We start from the raw sequence: 18,566 nt of genomic DNA, 5'->3' as shown, positions 1-18,566 counted from the left end.
AGGGTGCCCGGAAGGGTAGTAGCGGAGGCCGGACTTGAACCGGCGACACAACGATTATGAGCCGTTTGCTCTGCCTGACTGAGCTACTCCGCCTGGAGGCCGACCAAAACTGACCGGCCACGCAAGGATACCCGACCCATGCGAGTGCCACACACGCGGTATTTCGCCGGGGAACGGGTTTGAGAATTCACGGGTGAATCCTCAAATCACTTTCGCGGGGATTGGTTTTCACCCGCCAAGCCAAAAGCCCCACCCGAATTCATCGGATAGGACCTGTTGACTCAGAGCCCCCAAACGGAATCGAACCGTTGACCTTCTCCTTACCATGGAGACGCTCTGCCGACTGAGCTATAGGGGCGGGCCCGGTGTTCGCTCTCGCGTTCCCGGACAGGTAAACCATACACGTCCCCCGCAGTGGATGCGAAATCCAATCGGAGGGCTACGGCGTCTGGAGTGTCCCGGCCAGGTCGGCGCCCTGTTCCTGGGCCGACTGCATGTCGTCGGGCTCGATGGAGTAGCTGGTGAAGTAGGTGCGGCCGGCCTTGCCGACGGGCGTCGCGAGGGTGATCTGGGCTTCGTAGGGCCGTTCGAGGCAGTCGGGCAGGCACCAGCTTCCGGTCAGCTTGCCGCGGCCCACCGCGGTGTCGGGGCCCCACTTGTCCCACATGAGCTTGTTCATGGTGGAGAACTCGGAGATCACCAGGTCGGCCGGCCTCTGGGCGGGTGAGCCCTGTTCGTCGCCGAAGAAGTTCAGCACGTAGACGTCCTGTGCCGACGACGTGGACGCGGGAGGGGGCGTCGGGCTCGGGATCCCGTCGGGCGCGGAGCCGCAGGCGACGAGCGCGACGCAGAAGGCGAGCACAGTGACCAGGCGCATGTCTCGACGGTAAACGGCCAGGCAGGGAAATCACCGTTACCTTGGGGTGTTTGTTATGGCCGCAGGGAGACGACTTCGCAGAGGTCGGCCAGGTCGACGAAGCGGGCGACCTCGTCGACGGAGAAGCAGTAGGCGAGGTGGCGGCCATGCCGTTCGACGCGGAGCACTTGACGGTCACCGAACAGCCCGGGCACGATCGCGTAGCCGTCGGGCCCCACCCATCGACTCCTCATAGCCCGACAAACTAGCGTCCCCCACCGTCAGTTTCGCCCCATAGGTCACACCAAGTAGACCCCAGGTCTCCGCCAGGCACCGGCATCCGGATCATCCCGGGGCCATGCGCGGCGACCCGCACCGCCTGGTCGCCCTCACCGGACACCTGACGGCCACCACGCCCACCCGGGACCAGGGCCCTCGCCCGCTTCGTAAGCCGTGGCACCACACGCGCGAGAACGAGATCGTGTGGCCGCCGACCTGACCGAGGACCACTCGCTGCTCGACCCGCTGCCGAACGAGGCCGGGCCGCCGCGAACGCCTTCGCCGCCGGGGGGCGACGCCGGACCCCTCCACCTGGCCCTGAAGCGCCTCTCGGAGCTCCTCGACGAGCACATCGAAGAGGAGGAACGCCAGATCTTCCCGGGCGTGTCGCCTCCAGCGTGTCGACGACCTTGCCGTGCAGCCGGATGCGGCGCGGCCGGGGGATGTCCTCGTAGAGCGGCTCCTGACCAGCACGTGGGGCGAACTGACCTGGCCCGGGCGGAGCTCCAGCCCGTCGAGCACGGTGTCCTCGTCGGCATCGCGCCGTCCACTCGGCAGTTCGTCGGCCGTGCGACCGCGGGCCCGGCGACGTGCGCACGGGGCCGCCTCGACGACCACGCCGGCCCAGACGACCAGCCCGAACGTCACCTTGTCGACCACCGGATGAGTCCGTCGTGCATACCCGGACCCTAGAAAGGCCCATGGCTCGTGGGAGCCCATGTCCTCATCTGCCCGGCATGTCGCGTCGTGGCCGCATCGCCCTCCTGGAGCACGACCGGTTACGGGAGGGAGAAGCCCAGGCCGTGGGCGCCGGTCGTGCTCAGTTCACGCCGCTGGAGGCCGGTGTAGTTCCCCTTCGGGAGCACGTGGACCCGCCCGACCGCGTAGACGCCCGGGGCCCCGGCGACCAAATCGGGCTTCTTGTCACCCACGACGTCGGAGATGTGCAACGACGCGCCGAACCCGGTCTCGTAGTTCTCCTTCTGGAGGGTCCGGGTCGGCTCGGCCGTCACTCCCCCGGCGGTTCCCTTGTAGATCTCGACCCAGTCGTGGTCGTCCGCCGCGACGTGGACGGCCAGCTCGGCGCGGCCGTCTCCGAGCAGGTCGCCGACGGCGAGGTTGCCCGGGAAGTTGGAGAAGGACAGGGTCTGCGGCGTGCTCACGCCGGTGCCCAGGCTCCGGTGGACGAGCACCTGCTCGCCGGTCGCCAGCACGATGTCGGCCCTGCCGTCGCCGCTCAGGTCGCCCGCGGCGAGGTCGAAGACGTCGCGCCGGGCCGGCTCGAACGACCAGGCACGCGCCGTCGACAGGCCGCTCGCCGACCCGGGGATGACCGTGACCCGCTGCGGCCCGGCCGGCTCGGGATAGGCGGGCCGGAAGTTCGCGGCCACGAGATCGGGCCGTTTGTCGCCGGTGACGTCGCCGACCGCGAGCACGGCGCCGAATCCGGCCGCGCCGTTCTTCAGCGTGCCGGATTTCGTCAACCCCTTGCTGCCGCCCTTGAAGACAACGATTTCCCCATTTCCCCGGACGACCGCGTCACCGTAACCGTCGCCGTCGAAATCGGCGGCCTTCATCGGTGCGTTGGTGATCGGCCAGGCGAACGACTTGGCGAATTTCAGCCCCGTGGACGATCCGCGGAAGACCACGACTTTCTTCCGGGCCGACGCGATGACGTCGGAATAGCCGTCACGGTCGAAATCGGCGGTCGCCAGCACCCGGCCGAGATTCTCCTTGGCGACCGGCTTGGACGAGGTGGCGATCCGGGCCTTGGCCGCCACCTTGGCGCCGCCGAACCAGACGACGACGGCGCCGGCGTCGGCCTTCCCACCGGCCTTGAGCAGGTGGGCGCCCGCGATGACGTCGGCCCGGCCGTCGCCGTTGACGTCACCCGGCAGGGCGGGGCGCTTCTTGGGGGCGGCGTCGGCGGGGGCGGCCGTCAGGGCGATCGCGGCCGCGAGGGCGACACCCGCGGCCGAGCCTTTTCTCCACAGCGTCATATAGACAATGACGTCGGACTCGAGAAATTGGTTGGCGACACGAGCAGAACGCCATTTGTGCACACCTGGCGGCCATTCTTGATCGCGCCCGGTTCACGCGCCCACGTAAGCCGCCAGATGTTCTCCCGTGAGCGTCGACCGCTTCGCCACCAATTCGGCGGGAGTGCCCTCGAACACGATGCGCCCGCCGTCGTGACCGGCCCCCGGACCGAGGTCGATGATCCAGTCGGCGTGGGCCATGACGGCCTGGTGGTGCTCGACCACGATGACCGACTTGCCCGAGTCGACCAGCCGGTCGAGCAGGCCCAGCAACTGCTCGACGTCGGCCAGGTGAAGCCCGGCCGTGGGCTCGTCGAGGACGTAGGTGCCGCCCTTCTCGGCCATGTGGGTCGCCAGCTTGAGGCGCTGGCGTTCGCCACCCGAGAGGCTGGTGAGCGTCTGGCCGATGCCCAGGTAGCCCAGGCCCACGTCGACCAGGCGCCGGAGGATGGCGTGGGCGGCCGGGATCTTGGCCTCGCCCTCGCGGAAGAACGCCTCGGCCTCGGTGACCGACATCGCCAGGACCTCGCTGATGTCTTTTCCGCCGAACTTGTAGTCGAGCACCGACGCGTCGAACCGCTTGCCCTCGCACTCGTCGCACGTGGTGGCCACGCCGGCCATCATCCCGAGGTCGGTGTAGATGACCCCGGCCCCGTTGCAGGCGGGGCAGGCGCCCTCGGAGTTGGCGGAGAACAGTGCGGGCTTGACCCCGTTGGCCTTGGCGAAGACCTTGCGGGTGGGTTCGAGCAGGCCCGTGTAGGTGGCCGGGTTGCTCCGCCGCGAGCCCTTGATCGCGCTCTGGTCGATGGAGACCACGCCCGCGCCCCGGGGGATCGAGCCGTGCACGAGCGAGCTCTTGCCCGACCCGGCCACGCCGGTCACCACGACGAGCACGCCGAGCGGGATGTCGACGTCGACCTTCTTCAGGTTGTGGGCGTCGGCTCCCCGGATCTCCAGATGGCCGGTCGGGCGGCGGACCGAATCCTTGAGAGAGGCCCGGTCGTCGAAGTGGCGGCCGGTGATCGTGCCGCTGGAGCGCAGGGCCTCGACGGTGCCCTCGAAGCAGACGGTGCCGCCCGCCGACCCGGCGCCGGGGCCGAGGTCGACGACGTGGTCGGCGATCGTGATCGTCTCCGGCTTGTGCTCCACGACCAGAACGGTGTTGCCCTTGTCGCGCAGGCGCAGCAGCAGGTCGTTCATGCGCTGGATGTCGTGGGGGTGGAGGCCGGTGGTCGGCTCGTCGAAGACGTAGGTCGTGTCGGTCAGCGCGGAGCCGAGGTGGCGGACCATCTTGACGCGCTGGGCCTCGCCGCCCGACAGGGTGCCCGAGGGCCGGTCGAGCGACAAGTAGCCGAGGCCGATCTCGGTGAACGAGTCGAGCGTGTGGGACAACTTCTCGAGCAGCGGCGCGACCGACGGCTCGTCGAGGTTCTTCACCCAGGCGGCCAGGTCGCGGATCTCCATCGCGCACGCGTCGGCGATGTTGATCCCCTTGATCTTGGACGACCTGGCCTGCTCGGCGAGCCGGGTGCCGCCGCACTCGGGACAGGAGGTGAAGGTCACCGCCCGCTCCACGAAAGCGCGGATGTGCGGCTGCATCGCCTCCTTGTCTTTCGACAACATCGACTTCTGGATCTTGGGGATCAGGCCCTCGTAGGTGAGGTTGATGCCTTCGACCTTGACCTTGGTCGGCTCCTTGTAGAGGAAGTCGTGGAGCTCCTTCTCCGTGTACTTGCCGATCGGCTTGTCGGGGTCGAGGAAACCCGACTCGGCGAAGATCTTGACCGTCCAGATGTTGTCGACCTTGTAGCCGGGCACGGTGATCGCGCCCTCGGAGATCGACTTGGTCTCGTCGTAGATCTCCGTGAGGTCGATGTCGGAGACCGAACCCCGCCCCTCGCAGCGCGGGCACATGCCGCCGACCATGTTGAACGTGCGCTTCTCGGTCTTGCCGGAGCCGCGCCCGACCGTGATCGACCCGGCCGAGGTGACCGAGGGGACGTTGAAGGAGAACGCGTTGGGCGACCCGACGTGGGGCTGCCCGAGGCGGCTGAACAGGATGCGCAACATCGCGTTGGCGTCAGTGGCCGTGCCCACGGTCGAGCGGGGATCGGCCCCCATCCGCTGCTGGTCGACGATGATCGCGGTGGTCAGCCCTTCGAGCACGTCGACCTCGGGCCGCGCCAGGGAGGGCATGAACCCCTGCACGAAGGCGCTGTAGGTCTCGTTGATCAGCCGCTGGGACTCCGCGGCGACCGTGCCGAAGACCAGAGAGCTCTTTCCCGAGCCGGAGACGCCGGTGAACACCGTGAGCCGGCGCTTCGGCAGCTCCACGCTGACGTCTTTGAGGTTGTTCACCCGCGCGCCGTGGACCCGGATCAGGTCGTGACTGTCGGCGGTGTGTCGGCTCATGATGTCTCCCTGGCTCTCGACCGCTTCGAGGGTACGTGCCGCGACCGACGTTTTCTCATCGGTCCTGGATCAGCCCGAGGACGTTGCCGTCGGGGTCGACGACGGTGGCGACGAGCCGGCCGCCGCCGACGTCCTTGGGGGCGGTGCGGAGCGTGGCCCCGGCGGCGGTGACTTCGGCGATCTTGGCCTCGATGTCCGACACGTGCCAGTGGGCGAGCGGCGAGGTCATGTCGCTGTTGGGGACGAGGCCGATCTGCTGGCCCTCGCTCTCGTAACCGACGTAGTAGGGCGAGTCGTTCGTCGGCTCGGCGCCGAGGAGGGCGGTGTAGACGGCCTTGGCGGCGGCGAGGTCGGTGACGGGGTGCAGAACGGTCTTGATGCCCAGCGTGGTCATGGTCAGTTCCTTGATGCAGGGGATGTTTACGCAGCTCACGCTATCGGCGCCCACGATGATCGCGCTTCTCCGATCCTGACCGGTTCGGGACTGCCCGCCCGGAACCCGGCGTTCCCCCTTGAAAGGGGGTAGCCATGACCGTTCAGCAGGATCGTGTGTTCGACGTCGTGTACGAGGCCCACCGGCTGACCGTCGACACCGGCCTCTCGTTCGACGAGTTCCGGCGGCGCTACGAGGACGCCGTCCCGGCGCTCGACCGCGTGGTGTTCGACCGGCTCATCCAGGAATCGGCCGACTGGGCGACGGTTCTGGGCGCCGCCGACCGCAACGCCCCACACGGTTTCGTCATCTTCTGGTCGCTGGACAACTCCGAGATCATGGCTCTCTCGGGCGACTCGTGGCGGAGCGTGCAATATCTGATGGGCAACCACACCATCGCGCAGCGCATGTTCCACCACGACCCGGCCGTCATGGAGTACGCACCGCTCCGCACGACCATCTTCGAGGACGAAGCGGGGGTCGCCCGCTTCGCCATCGACCAGCCCAGCCGGCAGTTCGCCGCCTTCGGCAACCCCGCCATCACCGAGGTCGGCGTCGAACTCGACCGCAAGGTCGCCGCGCTCCTGGACTTCCTTGGGGCGCCCGTACCGGCTCAGCTGGTCGAGAGCGAGTGAGGCCTACCAGCTACGGCCGGTGATCCGCTCGTACGCCTCGATGTAGCGCGCCCGGGTCACCTCCACGACCTCCTGCGGCACCTCCGGCGCCGGGGCCTTCTTGTCCCAGCCCGTCCCGGCCGCCCAGTCGCGGACGAACTGCTTGTCGAACGCGAACTGCGGCCGGCCCGGCTGCCATTCGTCCAGCGGCCAGAAACGGGACGAGTCGGAGGTCAGCACCTCGTCGCCCAGGGTCAGCACGCCGTCGGCGTCCCAGCCGAACTCCAGCTTGGTGTCGGCGATGACCACGCCACGCTCGCGGGCGATCTCCGCGCCCCTCTTGTAGACGTCCAGAGTGATCTTCTTGAGGTTCTCGGCGACGTCCTCGCCTTCCTGGTTCACGACGTCGGCGAAGGTGATGAACTCGTCGTGGGCGCCGAGCTCGGCCTTCGTCGTGGGCGTGAAGATGGGCTCCGGCAGCCGGGAGCCTTCGACCAGGCCCTCGGGGAGCGCGATGCCGGAGACGGCCTGGTCGCGCTCGTACTCCTTGAGGCCCAGACCGGCCAGGTAGCCCCGCGCGATGCACTCGACCTGGACCATCTTCAGCGCCTTGCAGCGGACCGCCCTGCCTTCGAACTCGGCCGGGACGTCGGTGGCGGAGATGACGTGGTTGGGCACGATGTCCTTGAGCTGCTCGAACCACCACAACGACAACTGCGTCAGGACCTTGCCCTTGTCGGGGATCGGCGTCGGCAGGATGGCGTCGTAGACGGAAACCCGGTCGGACGCGACCAGGACGATGTCGCCGCGATCTTCATAGACGTCCCGAACTTTTCCGGAGTGGATGAGCTTCACGGGGTTCCTAGCCTTTCAAGCCCGCATTCACAAGGGGACCCCCGACCCGCGTGTTGGCGGACCACTCCGGGTCGAGGTGCACAAGTACATCAGGTGACACGTGGCCGGTGTTCGGCGGGCCGAGCGCAGAGCCCGGCGACCGCCGGGACGACACACGTCGAGAATCGGCTGATTCTCCAATTCGTCAAGGTTGAGTAGATATAAAAAGAAGAAAAGGAGGTGGCTGATACATTTGATTGTGTCGCTATTCGTGTAATTTTCTGATCCACGAATGCGCGCCGACGTCGACCGGGCCCAGAGGACGGAGATCGCGCAGGTGCCGAGTTGAAGTACGACCGAGACGATCACCCGACCGCCGCGACGCGGCCGAACACCGGCCGGTGGCTGCTCGCGGTGAGCGAGCCGGGAATCGGCCGGCTCGCCCTGCAGGCCCGCGAACGGCTCAACCTGCTGTGCGCCGCCGGCTCCAGCATCGGCAGCTCACTGGACGTGACCCGGACCGCCGAGGAACTGGCCGAGATCGCCGTCCCGCGATTCGCCGACTACGCCGGCGTCGATCTGTGCGACCGGGTGTTGCGGGGACAGGAACCCACGTCCCCCGACGAGGGGCTCCGCCGGGTCGCCTTCTCGGGCGCCCGGGAGGACTCGGGTCTCTATCCGGTCGGTGCGCTGATCCAGTTGCTTCCCACCACGCCGCAGGCTCGTAGCGCGGCCACCGGGCAACCCGTACTGGAACCGGTGTTGTCCACCGACCTCGGCTGGATGGCGCAGGACCCCGAACGCGGCCGCAAGGTCTGCGAGCACGGCATCCACAGCCTCATCGCGGTGCCGATGCGGGCCCGCGGCAGCACCCTCGGGGTGGTGAGCTTCTACCGCTCGAAGGCCAGGAACACCTTCGAGGAGGACGACCTCGCCCTGGCGGAGGAGCTGGTCAACCGCGCGGCGGTGTGCGTCGACAACGCCCGCCGCTACACCCATGAACGCATGATCGCCGCGAAGCTGGAAGACGCCACCACGTCACTGCGGCACTCGCTCGACCACCAGCGGCGATTCACCGCCGACGCCTCCCACGAGCTGCGCACTCCGCTGGCAGGGCTGCGGGTGCAACTGGAGGAGGCCCAGCTCCACCCCGACGAGACCGACCTCGCCGACCTGCTCCGCCACGCGCTGACCGACGTGGACCGGCTGCAGGCCATCCTCACCGACCTGCTCTCGCTAGCCCGGAGCGAGTCCACCCCGCTCACCGCCCTGGAGCCCGTGGACCTGGCCGAACTCGTCGAAGAGGAAATGGCGCGCCGGATCGGCGATCCCCACCCGACACGGCTCGACCTCGCCCCCGGAGTGCTGGTCGAGGCCGTCCCCATCCAGATATGCCGGGTGCTGAGCAACCTGCTGAACAACGCGCAACGGCACGCCGCCCACGACGTCACGGTCGGGGTACGCCGCACCGGCGACATCGCGGAGCTCAGCGTCACCGACGACGGCCCGGGAGTGCGCCCGGCCGAACGCGAGCACATCTTCCAGCCCTTCACCCGGTTGGACAGCGCCCGCAGCCGCGACGTCGGCGGCACCGGGCTCGGCCTGGCCATCGCCCGCGACATCGCCCGCGCCCATCACGGCACCCTCCACGTCGAGGACACGATCCCCAAGGGGGCACGCTTCGTCCTCCGCCTCCCGGCCGCGACCGGTCGTTCTTTGCCCGTTTAGTAAGAACATTTACTCGGGATATACATCCAATCTCGTTATCGTGAAATGTTGGCGTGGGCGTCGACATGACTCACAAACGAGATCATGGAGTTGGTTTTGAGCATAGATTCCGCGGAGCGGGCGGTACGCGAGCCGATCCTGAATTCGTGGCGGCGTTGTCACGACGCCGGGTTGAACCCCGGCGCCTTCAAGGTCCGCGTGCTCGACGACCTGGATTTCGACAGCATGCTGGTACGCGCGGCCAAGCCCGTGCTCGACCGGTTGCAGACGGACATCGCCGACACCCCGTCAGGCGTGTTCCTGAGCGACGCGTCCGGAGTGCTGGCCCAGCGCGTCCTGGGCGACAACTCGATACGGTCGGCGGCCGACGCCCTCGGCGTCATTCCCGGCTTCAGCTACGCCGAGTCGGACATCGGCACCAACGCCGTCGGCTCCGCGCTGCTGGAGCGGCGGACCTACCAGGTGTCGGGAAGCGAGCACCTGTGGGAAGCACTGCAGAGATTCGCCGCCGTGGGAAGCCCCGTGATCAATCCCCTCACCGGGCGCGTGGAAGGGGTCGTGTGCATCGCGTCTCTGGGTGAACGGATGGACGCGCGGGTCCGGGCCATGATCCGGCGGACGGCCTACGAGGTCGAGCAGAGCCTGCTCGACCTGAGCACCAGCCGCGAGCAGGCCCTGTTCAGAAGGTTCCTCGACTCGAGAGCCGCGACCGTCGTCCCGGCCTCGATGCCCCCGGACCTGGGTCTCGGCGATCGGCTCGCCCTGGAGGACGCCGCCGTGAAGCTGGTGGCGCAGGGCCGGGAGGCGATGGTGGAGATAGTCCTGTCGGACGGCCGCACGGCGACGGTCGTCGCACAGATGGTCACCGGTCCCGGCGACCTGACGGGCGTCGCCGTGCAGGCGTGGTTCTCGTAGGAACACGAAAACGGCCCCTGACCAGTGTCTGGTCGGGGGCCGTTCTTTCTGCTGGTGGCAGGTCCAGGGTTCGAACCTGGGTAGGCTTAGCCGACGGATTTACAGTCCGCTCCCTTTGGCCACTCGGGCAACCTGCCTTGTCATCCGCCTCTCGGCGGCGACAGGTAAGAGAATAGCGGACTCACGCCGTACACGTGACATCGGTTTGTCCCAGACGTCCATCGCCCAGGATGGCCAGTGTGATCCGCCACCCCACCCCCGCCGAACTGCCCGGCCTGGCCGCCGTCGAGCTGGCCGCCGACGCCCGGTTCGCCACGCTGGGCATCGTCTTCCCACCCGGCACCACCATGATCGAAGAAGTCTCCGACCCCGGGCGTGTCTACGTGACCGGCCGGCCCCCGGTGGGCTTCGCCCTCGTGAGCGGCCTCGACGGCAACGTGCATCTCGACCAGTTGGCGGTACATCCCGTACACGAGGGAAAAGGCCTGGGGACGGCCCTCCTGGAAGCCGTCTGTGCCCTGGGCGACGTCACCCTGACGACGTTCAGGGACGTGCCGTGGAACGCCCCCTGGTACGCCAGGCGCGGCTTCCACGTGCTCGACTCCGCCGAGTGGGGCCCCGGACTCGAAGCCCTCGTAGCACACGAACGGGAGCTCGGGATCGAGGTGGCGCCGCGAGTGGTCATGAGGCGGCTAAGGTCGGTAGGAACGTAGAGAGGACACGGACACCGATGGCCGATAGCAGTTTCGACGTTGTCTCTGAGATCGACCGGCAGGAGGTCGACAACGCGCTGAACCAGACGGTCAAAGAGGTCGGGCACCGCTTCGACTTCAAGGGCACCGGCGCGGAGATCTCCTGGTCCGGGCAGAAGGACATCGAGATCAAGGCGAACAGCGAGGAGCGGGCCAACGCGGTCCTCGACGTGTTCCGCGAGAAGCTGATCAAGCGCGGGCTGTCCCTGAAGGTCCTCGACGCGGGTGAGCCGAAGCTTTCCGGCAAGGAATATCGGCTGATGGTCGCCCTCAAGGAGGGCATCGACCAGGAGAACGCCAAGAAGATCTCCAAGATGATCCGCGACGAGGGGCCCAAGGGCGTGAAGGCCCAGATCCAGGGCGAGGAGCTGCGGGTGAGCTCCAAGAAGAAGGACGACCTGCAGGAGGTCATCACCCTGCTGAAGGGCAAGGACCTGGACATCGCGCTGCAGTTCAAGAACTACCGTTAGCCTGCGGCTTTCACGGCGAGTTTGAGCCAACTTGATCGTTTACATGAGAAAAGTGCCTTTGAGCTGGGAGGATAGGGCTTGTCTAGAGTCCAATCCGCGCCAGTTCAGAAGGCACTTTTCACGTGAAGACTATCGTCTCCCAGCACAAGATCGTGGCGTCCGCCGACGGCTCGGGGCTCATCTCGCAGGCCGGCGGGCTGCTGCTGACACAGACGCTGCGAGTCACCGGCCTGGGCAATGCGCTGTCGGCGCAGCTGGAGCGGTGGCGGCCACCGCGAGCGGTCCACGACCCCGGCAAAGTCATCGCCGACCTGGCCCTCACCCTGGCACTGGGCGGGGACTGCCTGGCCGACATCGCGATGCTGCGCACCCAGCCCGGCCTGTTCGGACCCGTGGCATCCGATCCGACGGTGTCCCGGCTGATCGACCGCCTGGCCGCCGACCCCGCCCGCGCGCTCCGGGCGATCCGCGCCGCCCGGGCCGCCGCCCGGCAACGGGCCTGGTCACTGGCCGGGCAAGACGCGCCCGGAGCCGACGGCGAGCTGATCCCCTCGACATCGACGCCACCATCGTCATCGCCCACTCCGACAAACAACACGCCACGCCGACCTGGAAGAAGACCTACGGCTTCCACCCGCTGACGGCCTTCGCCGACCACGGCGCGGGCGGCGCGGGCGGCGCGGGTGAGCCACTGGCCATCATGCTCCGGCCCGGCAACGCCGGGTCCAACACCGCCGCCGACCACATCGAGGTCACCCGCCTGGCCCTGGCCCAACTCCCCCAGCCGCGCCGGAGACAGGTGCTGATCCGCACCGACTCCGGCGGCGGCACCCACGAGTTCCTGTCCTGGCTGACCACACCCGGCCGCCGGCTCGCCTACTCGATCGGGTTCACCCTCACCGACGACATCGGCGCCGCGATCCTGGCCCTGCCCCCCGAGGTGTGGACGCCCGCCTACGACGCCGACCGGCAGGCGCGGCCCGGCGCCTGGGTGGCCGAACTGACCGGCATGCTCGACCTGACCACCTGGCCCAAGGGCATGCGCCTGATCGTCCGCAAAGAACGCCCGCACCCCGGAGCACAACTCCGCTTCACCGACATCGACGGCCACCGCTTCACCTGCTTCGTCACCAACACCCGGGCCGGCCAGCTCGCCGACCTGGAACTACGCCACCGCCGCCGCGCCCGCTGCGAGGACCGCATCCGCGCCGCCAAGGACACCGGTCTGCGCAACCTGCCGCTGCACGACTTCACCCAGAACCAGATCTGGTGCGAGATCGTCGCGCTGGCCTGCGAACTGATGGCATGGACACAGATGCTCGCCCTGGACGGACCGGCCCGCCGTTACGAACCCAAACGACTGCGGCTGAGACTGTTCGCCGTCGCCGCCCGCCTGGTCCGCGGCGGCCGACGCCTCCGCCTGCGCATCGCCGCACACTGGCCCTGGGCCAGCCACCTGGCCGCCGCCATCACCCGGCTGCAAGCCCTCCCGGCCCCGACCTGACCAGGACGAATCCGCCCCAACGACGAGAAAGAACACCCTCTGCGGGCCCGTGGAACCCCGCCCACCCGGCGCGACAGCCGGGCCGCCAGGCTGACCAGTAGAGCGAAATCAACTCCCAGCCGAACCGCTCAGGCAACCCGACGAAGATCGTGAAACATCGAGGTTAGTTACGTGCTTCAACGGAGAAGATCTCATAGTGGCTCTATGCAGCATCGAGAGTTCGCGAATAGTCCTCACCCTCGTATGGCCAAGTGAACGGCAGTCGAAAGCTGCCCGAAGGGTTGGCGGCCACTGGCTGTTCCGGAAGTGGGACGCCAAATATCCAAACCCCTGAACCTCAAGATTAAAATATGCGGACTTAGTGTCTGCCAATGCCGCGGGCTATCCATTTCCATTAGACCGCCCGGATTTGCCGCGGTCAAAGTCCCCACTTGTAGTGCGCAATGCCGTCCAGTAACGCGTACTGCCGAGCAACCGCCCGAGCAACCAGTAGTTATCCCGTCGGGTGTATTCAAACATGATTGTGCATACTTGGCGTACGTCCTAAATCAAAGCGTCTGAGCTGCTGGTCGTGAGGGCTGGACCTCCATGCCAGGAGTCAGGAGAACGCCTTTGCGTGTGCTGGTATCACATGAGAACTGGGTGCGTCTGTCAATAAACCAAGACATTGTGACCCTCGTCGCGCGGCCAGGCGTGATTCTCTATGTCCATCCGTCCGGCGAGAAGCGGCAAACACTCATGTCTCTTTAGCTTCACTCGGCGGAGTCCTTCGCGAGTATTGAATATGACTTTTAACTGCGTAGTGATATTTCGGCAGGCGGAGAGTCAGTGACGCCGCAGATGGCGGTGGGTGCCCATTGGGAGTGATCGCGCAGCGGTGAGAGTTCCGGTCGTGTCTGCCCTCCTCGCAGGTGTTTCTCGAGGAGTACGGGTGGTCGCCGGCTGCTCACCGGAAGCAGTGGACGGAGCGGTCTGCAGCCTGGCCGCCACGACGAATGCGTGTTGCCGTGAAATCTCATCTGCACGAGGCCGGATGTTGCCCTTCCGTTCATATTTCCGCGGTTGACGTATGCCTTCCTGAGGGATCACGGAACACGCATTTCCCGATACAAAATTGATCTTTACCGTTGCCGTGACACGTGTGATCATTGTGGTGTCCAGCCTTCCCCGCATTTAGGTCGAAAGGCTTGAGTGAACACATCATCATCACGCTCGGCACGGTTGGGTCGACGAAGTGGACGGGTGGCGCTGGCCGCTGCCCTTGTCCTACCCCTGTCGGTCGTCAATCTGCCTGCGGCAGCCCAGGTTCCCACGCCGAAACCCACGTCAACTTCATCGAATCCCGCCGTGCTGAAGCCACACACCGACTCGGCGCTGGCTGCGGCGTTCGAAGAGGCCAGGAAGACAGGGAAACGAGTCGAGGTTCCATCGCGATTCACCGAAAAAAATGAAGGTGTATGCGAGCCCTGAAACAAATCGTTTACAAGCTGAGCTGCATACCCGTCCGATTCAATTGCAGAACCCGGCCAATCAGGCCTGGCAGCCGATCGACACCAGCATTCGGCACAAGGACGGGAAACTTCAGGCTGCTAGGGTGAAGACCCCATTGGTTTTCGGGCGGTCCGGCGGTAAGAACCTGGTCTCGGCCGCTGGAGAGGACGGCACCAGCGGTCTGCGCGTGACCCGGGCGCTGCCTGAACCGAAGATCTCGGGCAACGCGGTCACTTATCCCGACGCCGTCGCGCCCGGCGCGGACCTGGTAGTGCTGGCCCAAGCCGATGGTTACATCTCCCAGGTGGTGTTCCGGCGCAAGCCGTCGGCCCCTGTGACTGTCCGCCTGCCGCTCACCCTTCCTGAGGGCTCCACCTTCGGCAAGACCCCTCAGGGGCTGCCCCAGCTGAAGGACGCCAAGGGAGATCCGGCGGCGGCTCCTGTGGTGCTGACCGCTGTGGACGCCAGGGCGGAGGATTCGCCGGAGAAGGGCAGGACCTCGTCGGTTGCGGCCCGCGTGGAAACCACCGGTTCCGGCCAGGAACTCGTCTTCTCACCGGACACGGCGTTCCTCTCCGACCCGGGTGTGACGTTCCCCGTGACGATTGCCGCCGCCTCGGAGTGGTTCGGCGGCGCCGAACCCACCGACGCGTGGGTCAGCAAGAACGACCCGTACAACAACAACGCGGCGGCCGGCTGGTTACGCGCGGGCACTACCTCGAGCAGCGCGGACATCGCCCGCGTTTATCTCAAGTTCGACCTGGACGCGCCGGAACTCGAGGACGCCACGGTCCACGACGCGGATCTGATCGTCTGGAACTACAAGTCCGGCGGGCCCGGTAACGCGTTGTGCGGAGACCCGCTGGGTTCGGGGATCGTCGCGGCGCGCCTCGCCTCGTCATGGACGACCACCGGCCTCAACTGGTACGCGCAGCCTTCGACCGTGGGCGGTACCGAGGGCCGGAACCAGGCCGGGTACAACTACGATGCCTCACCCGGAATGTGGTGCGCGAAGGAAGAGCCGCTCTGGCACGACGTGACGACTATGACCCGCGCCTGGATCCAGCAGGGCGCCCCCAACCACGGTCTGGTGCTGAAGGCGTACAGCGAGACGGCCGCGATCAACTGGCGCCAGTACTACTCCAGCGAGTACGGCGGCGATCCCTATCCGGGATATCGTCACGCACCCGCGCTGATGATTGAATACGAGGCTCCGCCAAGTTATCTGATCGCCTCATGGACCTATTCGGACGAGGAGGAGATCGACACCTACGAAGAGGCGGTGGCGGCGCTGAATGACCCGAGCCTGGTGAACACGGCCGCGTCACTCAACGCCGACGCCAACATGACGTGGGAAGAGGCCTACGATTCGAGCACCAGCTCGACCGACTCTATGATCACGAAGGCCGAGGAACTTCTCAGCGAGCCGGAGCCCGGGCCGGAAGAATTCCCCACTCCGACGCCCGATCCAGGCGGGGACGTGACGCCTCCAGATGTCGTCACGGCGACGCCGGACCTCGGGGCGATCGGTGTGCCGGTCGGCACCCAGGTGGCCGTCACGTTCTCCGAGCCGGTCAGTGATGTTCAGATCGGTCTGCGGGACCAGGCAGGGTCAGGAACAGTCGCGGGCGCCGTCGCAGCTTCCGCGGACAACATCACCTGGACGTTCACGCCTTCGCAGCAATTGACTGGGACGTATTACCGGGCGGAAGTTAGTGGCGCGAAAGATTCTGCCGGAAATGAAATGCCGGCCCCGTTCCTCTGGGAATTCACCACGACCGTGCCGCCCCCTTCGCCCACTCCCTCTCCCTCTCCTTCTCCTTCGCCCAGCCCTTCCCCGCCGCCAGCGTCGGGGCTGGTGGCGGCTTATGGCATGAACGCGTCGTCGGGAACGGTAGTGGCCGACTCCTCGGGCCGTGGGAACGCGGGTGTGGCCCGGGATACCGGGTGGGTCACGGGCAAGTACGGTCAGGGGTTGTCCTTCGACGGCTTGACTGATGGCGAGCCCAGTTGGGTGACGGTCAACCATGCGAGTTCTCTGCGGCTGACGACAGGGATGACGTTGTCGGCCTGGGTGAGGCCGAGCTCGGTCACCGACTGGAGCACCGTCGTCATGAAGGAACTGATCGGCATGGAGGGGGCCTCCTACGGCCTGTACGCCTCCGACGAGACGGGTCCGTCCGCGTGGCTGCAGTTCGGCATGTTCAATGCGAGTCCCGTGGGGATCCCCACGCCGTTGCCCCTCAATACCTGGAGTCATCTGGCGGTTACTTACGACGGCAGCTTCGCCCGCTTCTACATAGGTGGCCAGGAAGTCGTCAGTGAACCGGTGACCGGGACGTTGATCGACGACGGTGGCGCTCTTCGTATCGGTGGCAACGATGTGTGGGGTGAGTTCTTCGAGGGCCGGATCGACGAGGTCCGCGTCTACAACAGGGCCCAGTCCCCGGCCGAAATCGTGACCGACATGAACACCCCCATCGGCAGCGCGCCCATGGCTGTGGCGACGACCCGCGGGGATGATCAGTTGAGGGTGCGCTCCGCGCCCGAGGTCCTCAAGCTCGCCGAATCCGATGGTGCGGCCGAACTGACCACATGGATCGCTCGGCCGGGCAACGCCGACGCCGTGGTCGACGTGGAAGTCGTGCGTGAGCCCAAGAATGACTTCAGCGCGAAGAAGAAGGTCGCCGGGCCACAGCGAATCTGGACAGGCCGGGCTTCGGCCGGATCCCAGGATTCTCGCGTCACCATTCGTGTTCCGCAGGGAAAGCTGAAGGCGGGAGAGCCGGCGCTGTGGCGGGCGAAGGTGACCGCCAACGGAGTGTCCGGGGCCTGGTCTGCTTGGCGGTCTCTGCGAACAGCGGAGTCCCCGTCCCCATCTCGTAAGACCTCACAGGCGGCAGAGGCCCGGACCACCTCATCGCTCACACCTCCTCCGGCGACGAACGAGCGTCCTCGAATCACCCCGGAGAAGTGTGAGGAAAACGAGGGCCCTGCGCGACGCCGGTCGGGCTGGGCCATGAATCGCTTCTCGTGGTGTTCGATTGCCACGATCAAGATCGTGGAACTCCGGGGGTCCAAGACCAAGACCCATTTCAAGGCGAAAGTGATGTTCATCGGCTACACGTTCAACGGCGAGGCGAGCAGGCGCACCTTCCCGAGCGCGACGACCCGTGACATCTTCATTGATCTTCATGTACGAGAGATCATGGACAGGACGCCGCTGGTAGCCGCCCATCGGATGAAGCTCGGGGTGATGTCAGGCGATTCGGAAGTCGTGAACGCTCGAGAATGCGATCACGTCACCCAGTGGAACGGAGAGGTACATCACAACAATCAGGAGAAGTCCCTCCTTGACTGGGCGGAGGGTGACGCGCACAGATTCTATCTACGGTGCCCCGAGTCGAAGGCGAAAAACCTGCGAAGCATCGTGTGGGATCAGGACGACGGATACACCGTCTCCCTACCCAACGATGAGGACGCGACAGTGGAAACGCTCATGACGTATGGATTTTTCCCGGATCAGACACTGATTCTGGCCAACGGCGCCCGCTACATGGGAAACACCGGTCAGGCGAATCGCACTGCCTTCGTTCAGTGCGACTCCGCCACCTATAACTGGGGAAGCGGCGGTTGTACGTTCGCGAACGCTGTGCCCTCGGTGCTGAATCAGCTTGGCCAGGGATACGATGCTGCCTATCATCACCAGTGGAACGCGTGTTACGAGCCAGACGACACCTATCCGTCCTTCAACCCGAACGCCGGATTCATCGCACTCGAAGAAAAGAACATCCCTGGTTGTTGGGATGAGAACAAGACGATGAAATACAATCTCCTGCACCGCATCGATCGGGCGGTGGGGGACGCCAACCGTCGAAGCATCACCAGGCCCAGATGCAACCGGATGTGGGGGAGTAACACGGGCGGGACCTCCGGGAATCAGTGCGACGAATTCCCCTACGCCGCGACATGGGAGAGGTGGAACGCATCGTATCCCGGAGCGCTTATCACCAATGCTGGGTTCTCACTCTGTCCTATCCCGGCTACGGAGAACGAATTGGCGGGAGGTGTCGTAGGTCGGTTCTACAGCAGAAATCGCCTCCTTGTCGGAGACCCCTTCTATGTTCGATTCGAGTCGGAGCCAGAAAATCTTCAGAAATGTATCCTGCCAATTTCTAATCCATAATTAGGGTCACTGTGGGGTCGGATCGCGGAAATGATTCCGGTATCCGGCCCCAC

General features: G+C 66.1%; 13 protein-coding genes, 3 tRNA genes and 1 pseudogene. 8 read left to right on the top strand and 9 right to left on the bottom strand.

The features are described 5' to 3' along the window. Window positions 1-19 precede the first annotated feature (19 nt). From AW273_RS27165 to AW273_RS27150, 4 genes are all read right to left on the bottom strand, one after another. Window positions 20-93 (bottom strand) — tRNA-Met (locus AW273_RS27165). A gap of 192 nt (window positions 94-285) precedes the next feature. Beyond that, window positions 286-358: transfer RNA gene (locus AW273_RS27160), tRNA-Thr, on the bottom strand. Window positions 359-439: 81 nt separating this feature from the next. Further along, a complete protein-coding gene (locus AW273_RS27155) occupies window positions 440-877 on the bottom strand; it encodes a hypothetical protein (protein WP_062353905.1) in 438 nt (145 codons plus the stop codon). 53 nt (window positions 878-930) lie between these two features. After that, window positions 931-1,110 (bottom strand): hypothetical protein, encoded by a 180-nt coding sequence (locus AW273_RS27150; RefSeq protein WP_062353903.1) that lies wholly within the window; start codon window positions 1,108-1,110, stop codon window positions 931-933. A 104-nt stretch (window positions 1,111-1,214) separates the two neighbouring features. Here AW273_RS27150 and AW273_RS37500 point away from each other — a divergent pair, with 104 nt between their 5' ends. Continuing rightward, a complete protein-coding gene (locus tag AW273_RS37500) occupies window positions 1,215-1,355 on the top strand; it encodes a hypothetical protein (RefSeq protein WP_157556202.1) in 141 nt (46 codons plus the stop codon). Window positions 1,356-1,914: 559 nt separating this feature from the next. Here the strand turns inward: AW273_RS37500 and AW273_RS27140 are convergent. The 3 genes from AW273_RS27140 to AW273_RS27130 form a co-directional block, all read right to left on the bottom strand. After that, the gene (locus tag AW273_RS27140; protein ID WP_062353901.1) at window positions 1,915-3,135 is read right to left on the bottom strand and encodes an FG-GAP repeat domain-containing protein; all 1,221 of its coding nucleotides are present in this window, start codon (window positions 3,133-3,135) and stop codon (window positions 1,915-1,917) included. A 93-nt stretch (window positions 3,136-3,228) separates the two neighbouring features. Beyond that, a complete protein-coding gene (locus AW273_RS27135) occupies window positions 3,229-5,586 on the bottom strand; it encodes an ATP-binding cassette domain-containing protein (protein WP_062353900.1) in 2,358 nt (785 codons plus the stop codon). A 55-nt stretch (window positions 5,587-5,641) separates the two neighbouring features. Next, window positions 5,642-5,980, bottom strand: coding sequence for a VOC family protein (locus tag AW273_RS27130; RefSeq protein ID WP_062353899.1), 339 nt, complete (start codon window positions 5,978-5,980; stop codon window positions 5,642-5,644). Between the two features lie 134 nt (window positions 5,981-6,114). Here AW273_RS27130 and AW273_RS27125 point away from each other — a divergent pair, with 134 nt between their 5' ends. Beyond that, window positions 6,115-6,654 (top strand): DUF302 domain-containing protein, encoded by a 540-nt coding sequence (locus tag AW273_RS27125; protein ID WP_157556200.1) that lies wholly within the window; start codon window positions 6,115-6,117, stop codon window positions 6,652-6,654. A gap of 3 nt (window positions 6,655-6,657) precedes the next feature. Here the strand turns inward: AW273_RS27125 and AW273_RS27120 are convergent, their stop codons facing one another. Continuing rightward, window positions 6,658-7,488, bottom strand: coding sequence for a phosphoribosylaminoimidazolesuccinocarboxamide synthase (locus AW273_RS27120; protein WP_062353897.1), 831 nt, complete (start codon window positions 7,486-7,488; stop codon window positions 6,658-6,660). Window positions 7,489-7,812: 324 nt separating this feature from the next. On the opposite strand from AW273_RS27120, the gene AW273_RS27115 reads away from it, so the two are divergent. Together AW273_RS27115 and AW273_RS27110 are read left to right on the top strand one after the other, a co-directional pair. Next, window positions 7,813-9,195: a sensor histidine kinase gene (locus AW273_RS27115; protein ID WP_062353895.1), complete on the top strand. Its 1,383-nt coding sequence runs from the start codon at window positions 7,813-7,815 to the stop codon at window positions 9,193-9,195. 96 nt (window positions 9,196-9,291) lie between these two features. Next, window positions 9,292-10,110: a GAF domain-containing protein gene (locus AW273_RS27110; protein ID WP_157556198.1), complete on the top strand. Its 819-nt coding sequence runs from the start codon at window positions 9,292-9,294 to the stop codon at window positions 10,108-10,110. A gap of 52 nt (window positions 10,111-10,162) precedes the next feature. Here AW273_RS27110 and AW273_RS27105 read toward each other — a convergent pair. Then, a tRNA-Tyr gene (locus AW273_RS27105) sits at window positions 10,163-10,247 on the bottom strand. A 93-nt stretch (window positions 10,248-10,340) separates the two neighbouring features. Between AW273_RS27105 and AW273_RS27100 the strand changes: the two genes are divergently transcribed. From AW273_RS27100 to AW273_RS27085, 4 genes and pseudogenes are all read left to right on the top strand, one after another. After that, a complete protein-coding gene (locus tag AW273_RS27100) occupies window positions 10,341-10,823 on the top strand; it encodes a GNAT family N-acetyltransferase (RefSeq protein WP_062353889.1) in 483 nt (160 codons plus the stop codon). Window positions 10,824-10,840: 17 nt separating this feature from the next. Beyond that, window positions 10,841-11,332 carry a YajQ family cyclic di-GMP-binding protein gene (locus AW273_RS27095; RefSeq protein WP_062338397.1) on the top strand — a complete coding sequence of 164 codons (492 nt, stop codon included), beginning with the start codon at window positions 10,841-10,843 and terminating at the stop codon, window positions 11,330-11,332. A 122-nt stretch (window positions 11,333-11,454) separates the two neighbouring features. Beyond that, a pseudogene (locus AW273_RS27090) lies at window positions 11,455-12,836 on the top strand (IS1380 family transposase). 1,447 nt (window positions 12,837-14,283) lie between these two features. Then, entirely contained in the window at window positions 14,284-18,513 is a 4,230-nt protein-coding gene (locus AW273_RS27085; RefSeq protein WP_083950085.1) for a LamG-like jellyroll fold domain-containing protein, read from the top strand. The last annotated feature ends 53 nt before the right edge of the window (window positions 18,514-18,566 follow it).

This window comes from Herbidospora yilanensis (assembly GCF_001570565.1).
Taxonomy (GTDB): Bacteria; Actinomycetota; Actinomycetes; order Streptosporangiales; family Streptosporangiaceae; genus Herbidospora; species Herbidospora yilanensis.
The sequence above is the reverse complement of the archived record's forward strand: the minus strand, read 5'-3'. Positions and strand labels throughout refer to the sequence as shown.

Coding starts and splice junctions, on each gene's coding strand:
- AW273_RS27155 (WP_062353905.1), bottom strand. CDS start 877: ATGCGCCTGGTCACTGTGCTCGCCTTCTGCGTCGCGCTCGTCGCCTGC.
- AW273_RS27150 (WP_062353903.1), bottom strand. CDS start 1,110: ATGAGGAGTCGATGGGTGGGGCCCGACGGCTACGCGATCGTGCCCGGG.
- AW273_RS37500 (WP_157556202.1), top strand. CDS start 1,215: ATGCGCGGCGACCCGCACCGCCTGGTCGCCCTCACCGGACACCTGACG.
- AW273_RS27140 (WP_062353901.1), bottom strand. CDS start 3,135: ATGACGCTGTGGAGAAAAGGCTCGGCCGCGGGTGTCGCCCTCGCGGCC.
- AW273_RS27135 (WP_062353900.1), bottom strand. CDS start 5,586: ATGAGCCGACACACCGCCGACAGTCACGACCTGATCCGGGTCCACGGC.
- AW273_RS27130 (WP_062353899.1), bottom strand. CDS start 5,980: ATGACCACGCTGGGCATCAAGACCGTTCTGCACCCCGTCACCGACCTC.
- AW273_RS27125 (WP_157556200.1), top strand. CDS start 6,115: ATGACCGTTCAGCAGGATCGTGTGTTCGACGTCGTGTACGAGGCCCAC.
- AW273_RS27100 (WP_062353889.1), top strand. CDS start 10,341: ATGGCCAGTGTGATCCGCCACCCCACCCCCGCCGAACTGCCCGGCCTG.
- AW273_RS27095 (WP_062338397.1), top strand. CDS start 10,841: ATGGCCGATAGCAGTTTCGACGTTGTCTCTGAGATCGACCGGCAGGAG.
- AW273_RS27085 (WP_083950085.1), top strand. CDS start 14,284: ATGAAGGTGTATGCGAGCCCTGAAACAAATCGTTTACAAGCTGAGCTG.